The following is a 6,425-nucleotide window of genomic DNA, read 5'->3' as shown; positions in this document are numbered from 1 at the left end:
CAGTATCACCGCCAGTGCCCATGCCGGCCGGGGTCAGCTGTTGACGGGGTAGCGGCTGGTGATCGCGACGCGGTTGAACGCGTTCATCAGGATGGCCAGCCAGGCGATGGCCGAGATCTGGTCCGCGGTGAGGTGGGCTGCGGCGGCGTTGTAGTCGTTGTCACTGACGTGTCCGTCCGGCACGCGGGTGACCGCTTCGGTCAGGCGGAGGGCGGCACGCTCGGTTTCGGAGAAGTAGCCGGTCTCTTCCCAGCCGGGCAGTACGGCGATCCGGTCGGGGTTCTCGCCCTTCTTGAGGGCGTCGCGGGTGTGCATGCGCAGGCAGAACGCGCAGCCGTTGATCTGGGAGACGCGGATCTTCAGCAGCTCGGTCAGGAGCGGGTCGAGGCCCGCTCCGGCCGCGGCCTCTTCCACTTCCTGGGACAGGGCGATGAGGGCCTTGTATGGGGCCGGGTGCTGCTTGCCGATGTTGACGCGCTGGGGGTCGTTCATTGTTCCTTCGATTCGTCGCTTGTGTGCCTTCTCATCAGGGAGACGAGGCAGCCCCTGCGGGTGTGACAGCTCAGAGGCGCGCGAGTTTGTCGGGATTGAGGACCCTGCGGTAGGCGGTGATCAGACCGTCGGTGATCTGGACGGTGTCCACGCAGTGGATACGGCCTTCGCGGTAGAGCACCAGGGCGGGCTCGCCGCCGACCTCGGCGAAGGCGATGCGGTCCGGATGCCACTGGCGTCCCACCCGCACCATGACCTCGGCGATGCGCTCGCCGCCGTGGATGAGCTTGCGTGCCGCGGAGACCTTGCCGCCGCCGTCGGTGACGAAGACGGCGTCCGGGTGCAGGAGCCTGACCAGGCCGGCCAGGTCCCCGCCCTCGTAGGCGGCGCGGAACACCTCGAGGACGCGTTCGCGCTCCGCCTTCGACGCCTGCGGCACGGACTGCTTGGCCTTGGCGACCCGTCGTCGCGCCCGCGAGGCGTGCTGCCGGGCGCCCGGCACGGAGACGTCCAGCACGTCGGCGATCTGGGCGAACTCGAGACCGAAGACATCGTGCAGGACGAACGCCACCCGTTCCGGCGGGCTCAGCTCTTCCATGATCAGCAGCATCGCCGCACTGACGGATTCATCGACGAGTACCGGCTGTGACGCGTCCGGCCCCGTCAGCAGCGGCTCCGGCAGCCACGGCCCGACGTAGCTCTCCCGGCGGACACGGGCACTTTTGAGAATGTCGTACGACCGCCGTGCGGCCACCGTCACCAGCCAGGCCCCCAGGTCATCGACACCGTGCAGATCCGCTCCGGCCGCCCGCAACCACACATCCTGGGTCACGTCCTCCGCATCGGCCACGCTCCCCAGTAGCCGGTACGCCACACCGAAAACCGCAGGCCGGTGCCGCTCCCAACCGGCCGCGAGCGCATCCTCCCGCTCAGACCGCCCGGGCCCGTGCCCGTCACCCATACCGATCGCGACCTCCTCCGACGTGCGGACCAGCGTAGCTATCCGAACCCGCCGATCTTCGAAGACCCCTCCGCACAAGCGAGCAAGTCCGCTCCGGCCGGCGAAGTAGGACGGCGGCATCTCATAGCGGCAAAGCGCGCGGACTTCTGACACACCCGCTAGGTCCCGTTGGGAACTACCACCCTCCTCGTTCTTCGTGGCACGGGCCCACTTTCCGTCTTCCGTGGTGTCCGTCTCGTGCGAGGTGGCGTCAGCCGTTCAGCAGTACTCGCCACTTCTGCTGGGGTACCTGGGCACTCTCGTATTGCTGAGCCCGGGCGCCGTTTTCGATGCTACCTCCTATGATTTCCAGAACCTTGCCGCTGCGCTTATTGATCAACCGATTCCCAAAGCCTTCTCCCATTTCCCACTTCCAAATCTGATTCTCTAGAGACGGTTTACAATCCCATTGCTGGGCCGGGGCGCCGTTATCGGTCCGGGAGCTGACGATTTCCAGGCACTTGTTACTGTTGCTGTTGACTATCTGATAGTAGCCATTTCCGAACGAGTAGGTTACCCAGCGCGACCCTGCCTGGCCCTTGCAATCCCACTGCTGAACCCGGGCTCCGTTTCCTTTCTCGGAATTCTCCACCTCAAGACATTTCCTGCTGTGGGCGTTCTCGAATGTGAGGCTCGCGCCCGCCTGGCTTACGCCCAACGTGGGCGTGGAAGCGGTAGCGGGCGCCGACGAGATGGAAATGATAGAGCCGACAGTTATGGCAACGGCGGCAATCTTTGCAGCGTGCTTCAAAGGTAGTCTCCTCCACGAAAATGGTTGACAGTGTCCGCATCAGGCCGGGCGTGAACCGAGAAACGATCGGTTCGATTGACATTTGATCAATCAGAACACCCGGTGGCAAAGGTTTCCCCTGCCCCTTTTCCGTAGGGAAACCAAGGAAACCACTGCCGATAGGAAGGAAACTGGCATCCGGCTGGGCTGCCGGCTTGGTGATCGTTTGAGCACTGCACCAGGCGAGATCGGCCTCGCGTGGTCGGCCGGGACCGCAAAGGGAGGGCGGAGTGCCAACCGCCGACACAAGCGCCGGTGAACCCGCTCCAGGGGCGTGCCGCCGCCCTGTCCGCCTATCTGCAGGAAAGCCTCCTTCATGGGTTCGGCGGCACAGCCGGTGTCTTCCGTGCTCGTCAGCAGCGGTTCCTCTGGTTTCCTGTGCAGAGGCGACAGGAAACCTCTAGACACAGAGCGGACCGGCTGATGAGTTGCGCTGCGCCTGGCCGGGACGTTCCGGGCCGAGCAGCCGGTCCCTTGCCCTGCAGCATGCGGCCGCATGGCCGATGCCTACACCGACGAGCAGCGCGCCCGTACAATTGGCCGCGACGCGGCGACGGCGAAGTGGGAGACCATCCACCACTGGACCGCGCCGAGTTCTTCCGTGAGCAAGTGCCACCGCTCACCCGCCGCGCACATCTGCGCCGCCCGCGCCCAGCGTGCCGACGACCACCGCCGCCAGCCGAGAAGCTTCGCGAACATGCCACCGGCCTTTTCGGGCCACCGCCTCCGCCGTCCAAGCTGAGAAAGACCTCCGCACCGCGATGGCCGGCCGCAATCCGCGGGCAGCACGCTGGCGAAGTCACCGGGCGCGAGACCGCCCTGCAGGCCCGAGCCAGCAGCGCCCGACGTCCCAGGCAGCCGCCCAGCCGTACCGGTACCAGCCGCCGTCCAGCCACGGCTCCTCCTTCGGCCGCTGAACTCGCGCAAAAGCCCAGAACTCACTGCTCGCATCGAAGGTCGCCGTGCCCGTTCCCACCTTGGAGCAGCACCGCGGCACCTAAGGGAAGGGCCCCGCAGCCGGGAGCCGGCTGGGCGGGATCGGCCCGTGCGGTCCGTACGGCGGTGGCGAGGCGGGGTCGAAGACGGGGAGGAGCCGGGCAAGGGCTCAGGTGAGGACGCCGACGCGGGCGGCGAGTCCTCGTAGTTCGGTGGTGGTCCGTCCGGAGAGCAGCAGTCCGGAGACGAGCGACTTCACTGCGGGGCGGGCGTGGGTCTCTTCGGGGGCGTGGTGTTCGGCGGCCAGGAGGGCGCGGATGCAGTCGTCCCGTCGGCTCAGGCGGGCGAATGCGGTGGCGATGTCGGTGTAGTAGCGGGCCCGGCGTTCGGTTGTGGGCAGGCTCCCGGGTGCTACTGCCTTCGCGGCGGCGAGCGCGGCTGCGGGGTCGCCGGCGGAGTTCTCTGCGGAGATGAGGTGAAGCTGGACGGTGGTGGGACTGAAGCCGCCGCTGTGATCGCGCGGCATGGTGGCCGGGCCGAGTTGCTGTGCGATGGCCGCCGCCTCGGCGGTCAGCTCGCGCATCCCTGTGGCGTCGCCGGCGCGGGCGGTGGTGTAGGCGGCGGACTGGATGAGCAGGCCACGCTGGGCCGTCAGCGTCGGTTTCCGGCCGCGCAGGGCGGGGTGGTCGGCGGCTGCGAGGGCGATGGAGAGTGCCTGCTGGTGCCCTGCGAGGGCGATGGAGAGTGCCTGCTGGTGCCAGTCGGCTTTGCGGGCCAGGACGGCGAGCTGGCGGGCGGCCTCGGCGACGAGCAGCGGTTGGCCGGTGGCTTCGGCGGCCTGGCGGGCGCGGTCGGCGGCCATCCAGCCGAGCTGCTGCTCGTCGAGTTTGATCAGCATGCGGGTGGCCAGCAGGTAGGGGTGGGCCAGCAGCCCGCCGTCGTCGACGCCTTCGCCGGTTAGGGTGTGGGCTGCGCAGATCAGACGGGGCAGCCGTACGGCGAGGCTGCCGTAGGCGCAGGCGTGGAAGTCGGTGAAGGCCCGGGCCAGATCGGCACGCAGGATGGCCGGGGACGGTACGGCGGTGTCGGCGTGAAGGCCGAGCATGGCGTCCCGTACCCGCGTGACCAGGATCTCGCCGACGGCAGGGCCGTCACGGATGGGCGTCGTGCCGTTCGGGAGGATGGGGGCGCCGACGGCCGCGGCGGCTGTCACCGCGAGGTTGGCCAGCAGCTTTCTGCGCCGCACCGTGTCCTCCCGGTCTCCTGGACGAGGCGTCCCCGCCAGCCTAGGGCGCGGCAGGCGCGGGTAGGCGGCAGCCGGGCCGATCGACTGCCCGTGCCGGACCTCGGGCGGGGCGGTCAGGCCGAAGGCCTGCGGCGCGATGCCCAGTGCCTCGGCGAAGCGCCGCAGCACGGTGACGTCCGTCAGGGGTGAGATGCCACGTTCGTAGCGGGAGACCTGAGCGGCGGAGTAGCCTGCCCGCTTCCCCAGCTGAGCCAGTGTCAGCCCCTGCTTCCTGCGCTCCTGCCGGACCAGCTCGCCCAGGCTGCCGTCCATCGCCGGCTGTGCTGCGCCCGCGTCCATAACCGTCCCCCGCTCGCCGGGAGTGCGCTGCCGCACACCGTAGCGGCAGCGGCCGCCTGCGGACAGGGGCTTTGCACCGGATGCAAACGGTGTTGCGGCTCACGACACCGCCCCTGCCGCCCTCGCCGTGGTCGAGGTGTCCTCGAAGCGCGGGCGGCCCGGACGGCGGGCCGCCGCCGTGCATCCGAAGGGGGATGTCAGCGATGACCGTACGAAAGAAGGCTGCCATGGTGGGCCTGGGCGGCCAGGCCACCGGCGATCACCTGCCCGGCCTCGCCCAGTGCCACCTCGCCGAGCTCGCCGGCGTGTGCGACACCGACGCCGGCCGGGTCGCCGCCGTGGCGGACACGCATCGCGTGCCGGGCTTCACCGACGTCGAGCAGCTGCTCCAGCAGGTGCGGCCGGACTTCGCCATCGTCGCGGTGCCGCACCACGCCGGGCACTAGGTCGCCGCCGCTTGTGCGAAAGCGGGCGTGCATGTGATGAAGGAGAAGCCGCTCGCCACTGACCCGCACGAGGCCGCCGAGATCGCGGCGCTGTGCGCCAAGGCGGAGATCGAGCTCATGGTCACCGTCCAGCGCCGCTTCCACCCCGTTTACCCTGCCGCGCTCGCCATGCTCGAACGCATCGGCGCCCCGTACCTGGCGGAAGGCCGGTACACCTTCCACTTCCAGGACCCGGCCGCCGGCTGGCGTGGCCGGGTGAAGCTCGCAGGCGGGGGGTGCCTGGCGGACATGGGCTACCACCTCATCGACCTGCTCCTGTGGTACCTCGGCCTGCCCGATCACGTTCTCGCCACCGTCTCGGCTGCCGCGGCGCCGGGCGCCGAGTACGACGCGGAGGACACCGCGCTCGTGCACCTCGCCTACGACTCCGGCCTGTACGGCTCCCTGCTGGTCTCCCGCTCCGCCGGGCCGAAGACCGAGCACCTGGCCATCACCGGCCCCCACGGCACCCTCACCGTCGAGCGCGGCACCGTACGGCTGATCGACCCGGCCGGACAGGTCGTCGAATCGCTGGTGCGCGAGCCGGCCTGGCCGTACCCGCCCGCTGTGCTGATCGACCGCTTCTGCCGCGTCCTGGACGGCACCGCCGCCAACCCCTCCGGCCCGGCCGAGCACCTGCCGCACGCCGCATTCCTGGCCGCCGCCTACGCCTCCGCCACCACCCAACGCCCCGCCGACCCCAAGGAGTACCTGGCATGAACGACTCCCCGCTCGCCCTGCTCGGTGGTACTCCGGCCATGGCGGTCCCGGGACCGCACTTCGTGTGGCCGCCGATCACCGAGGCCGACCGCCAGGCCGTAGCCCGCCAGCTGGAGACCGCCGTCTCCATTCCCGACCGCTCCGGCATCGTCGCCGACCTGGAGGACGCGCTCGCCTCCTACCTCGGCGTCCGGCACATCGTCACCACGTGCACGGGGACAGCCGCGCTGCACTCGATGTACGCGGCTGCCGGCATCGGCCCCGGCGACGAGGTCATCGTCCCGGCGCTCACCTTCCACGCCACCGCCACCCCGCTGTTCCACCTCGGCGCCCGCCCTGTGCTCGCCGACGTCGACGACGGCGGAAGCTGGATCTGGAGGACGCCGCCCGGCGGCTGACCCGCCGCACGAAGGCGGT

General features: G+C 69.6%; 7 protein-coding genes and 1 pseudogene. 3 read left to right on the top strand and 5 right to left on the bottom strand.

Annotated features, from left to right (window positions below):
* Window positions 1–33 precede the first annotated feature (33 nt).
* The 5 genes from ACSNOH_RS18585 to ACSNOH_RS18565 form a co-directional block, all read right to left on the bottom strand.
* A complete protein-coding gene (locus ACSNOH_RS18585; protein WP_436722478.1) occupies window positions 34–492 on the bottom strand; it encodes a carboxymuconolactone decarboxylase family protein in 459 nt (152 codons plus the stop codon).
* 70 nt (window positions 493–562) lie between these two features.
* On the bottom strand, window positions 563–1,453 hold the full coding sequence (sigJ, locus tag ACSNOH_RS18580) for an RNA polymerase sigma factor SigJ (RefSeq protein ID WP_436722477.1): 891 nt from the start codon (window positions 1,451–1,453) through the stop codon (window positions 563–565).
* A gap of 250 nt (window positions 1,454–1,703) precedes the next feature.
* The gene (locus ACSNOH_RS18575; protein ID WP_436722476.1) at window positions 1,704–2,243 is read right to left on the bottom strand and encodes an RICIN domain-containing protein; all 540 of its coding nucleotides are present in this window, start codon (window positions 2,241–2,243) and stop codon (window positions 1,704–1,706) included.
* 546 nt (window positions 2,244–2,789) lie between these two features.
* Window positions 2,790–2,981: a hypothetical protein gene (locus tag ACSNOH_RS18570; RefSeq protein WP_436722475.1), complete on the bottom strand. Its 192-nt coding sequence runs from the start codon at window positions 2,979–2,981 to the stop codon at window positions 2,790–2,792.
* 406 nt (window positions 2,982–3,387) lie between these two features.
* Complete coding sequence (locus ACSNOH_RS18565) at window positions 3,388–4,803, bottom strand: helix-turn-helix domain-containing protein (protein ID WP_436722474.1); 1,416 nt, start codon at window positions 4,801–4,803, stop codon at window positions 3,388–3,390.
* Window positions 4,804–4,883: 80 nt separating this feature from the next.
* On the opposite strand from ACSNOH_RS18565, the pseudogene ACSNOH_RS18560 reads away from it, so the two are divergent.
* From ACSNOH_RS18560 to ACSNOH_RS18550, 3 genes and pseudogenes are all read left to right on the top strand, one after another.
* Window positions 4,884–5,360, top strand: a pseudogene (locus ACSNOH_RS18560) (Gfo/Idh/MocA family protein); the annotation flags it as partial.
* A 6-nt stretch (window positions 5,361–5,366) separates the two neighbouring features.
* Window positions 5,367–6,008 (top strand): Gfo/Idh/MocA family protein, encoded by a 642-nt coding sequence (locus tag ACSNOH_RS18555; RefSeq protein WP_436722480.1) that lies wholly within the window; start codon window positions 5,367–5,369, stop codon window positions 6,006–6,008.
* Window positions 6,005–6,406, top strand: a complete 402-nt coding sequence (locus tag ACSNOH_RS18550; protein WP_436722473.1) for an aminotransferase class I/II-fold pyridoxal phosphate-dependent enzyme — start codon at window positions 6,005–6,007, stop codon at window positions 6,404–6,406. The genes ACSNOH_RS18555 and ACSNOH_RS18550 overlap by 4 nt, the downstream gene beginning before the upstream one ends.
* Window positions 6,407–6,425: the final 19 nt, after the last annotated feature.

Origin of the sequence: Streptomyces sp. URMC 127 (assembly GCF_051386535.1) — a bacterium.
GTDB lineage: Bacteria > Actinomycetota > Actinomycetes > Streptomycetales > Streptomycetaceae > Streptomyces.
The sequence above is the reverse complement of the archived record's forward strand: the minus strand, read 5'-3'. Positions and strand labels throughout refer to the sequence as shown.

What these genes read in the sequence shown, in the direction of transcription:
- ACSNOH_RS18585 (WP_436722478.1), bottom strand. Translation starts at nt 492, where the DNA reads ATGAACGACCCCCAGCGCGTCAACATCGGCAAGCAGCACCCGGCCCCA.
- ACSNOH_RS18570 (WP_436722475.1), bottom strand. Translation starts at nt 2,981, where the DNA reads ATGTTCGCGAAGCTTCTCGGCTGGCGGCGGTGGTCGTCGGCACGCTGG.
- ACSNOH_RS18555 (WP_436722480.1), top strand. Translation starts at nt 5,367, where the DNA reads ATGGTCACCGTCCAGCGCCGCTTCCACCCCGTTTACCCTGCCGCGCTC.
- ACSNOH_RS18550 (WP_436722473.1), top strand. Translation starts at nt 6,005, where the DNA reads ATGAACGACTCCCCGCTCGCCCTGCTCGGTGGTACTCCGGCCATGGCG.
- sigJ (WP_436722477.1), bottom strand. Translation starts at nt 1,453, where the DNA reads ATGGGTGACGGGCACGGGCCCGGGCGGTCTGAGCGGGAGGATGCGCTC.
- ACSNOH_RS18565 (WP_436722474.1), bottom strand. Translation starts at nt 4,803, where the DNA reads ATGGACGCGGGCGCAGCACAGCCGGCGATGGACGGCAGCCTGGGCGAG.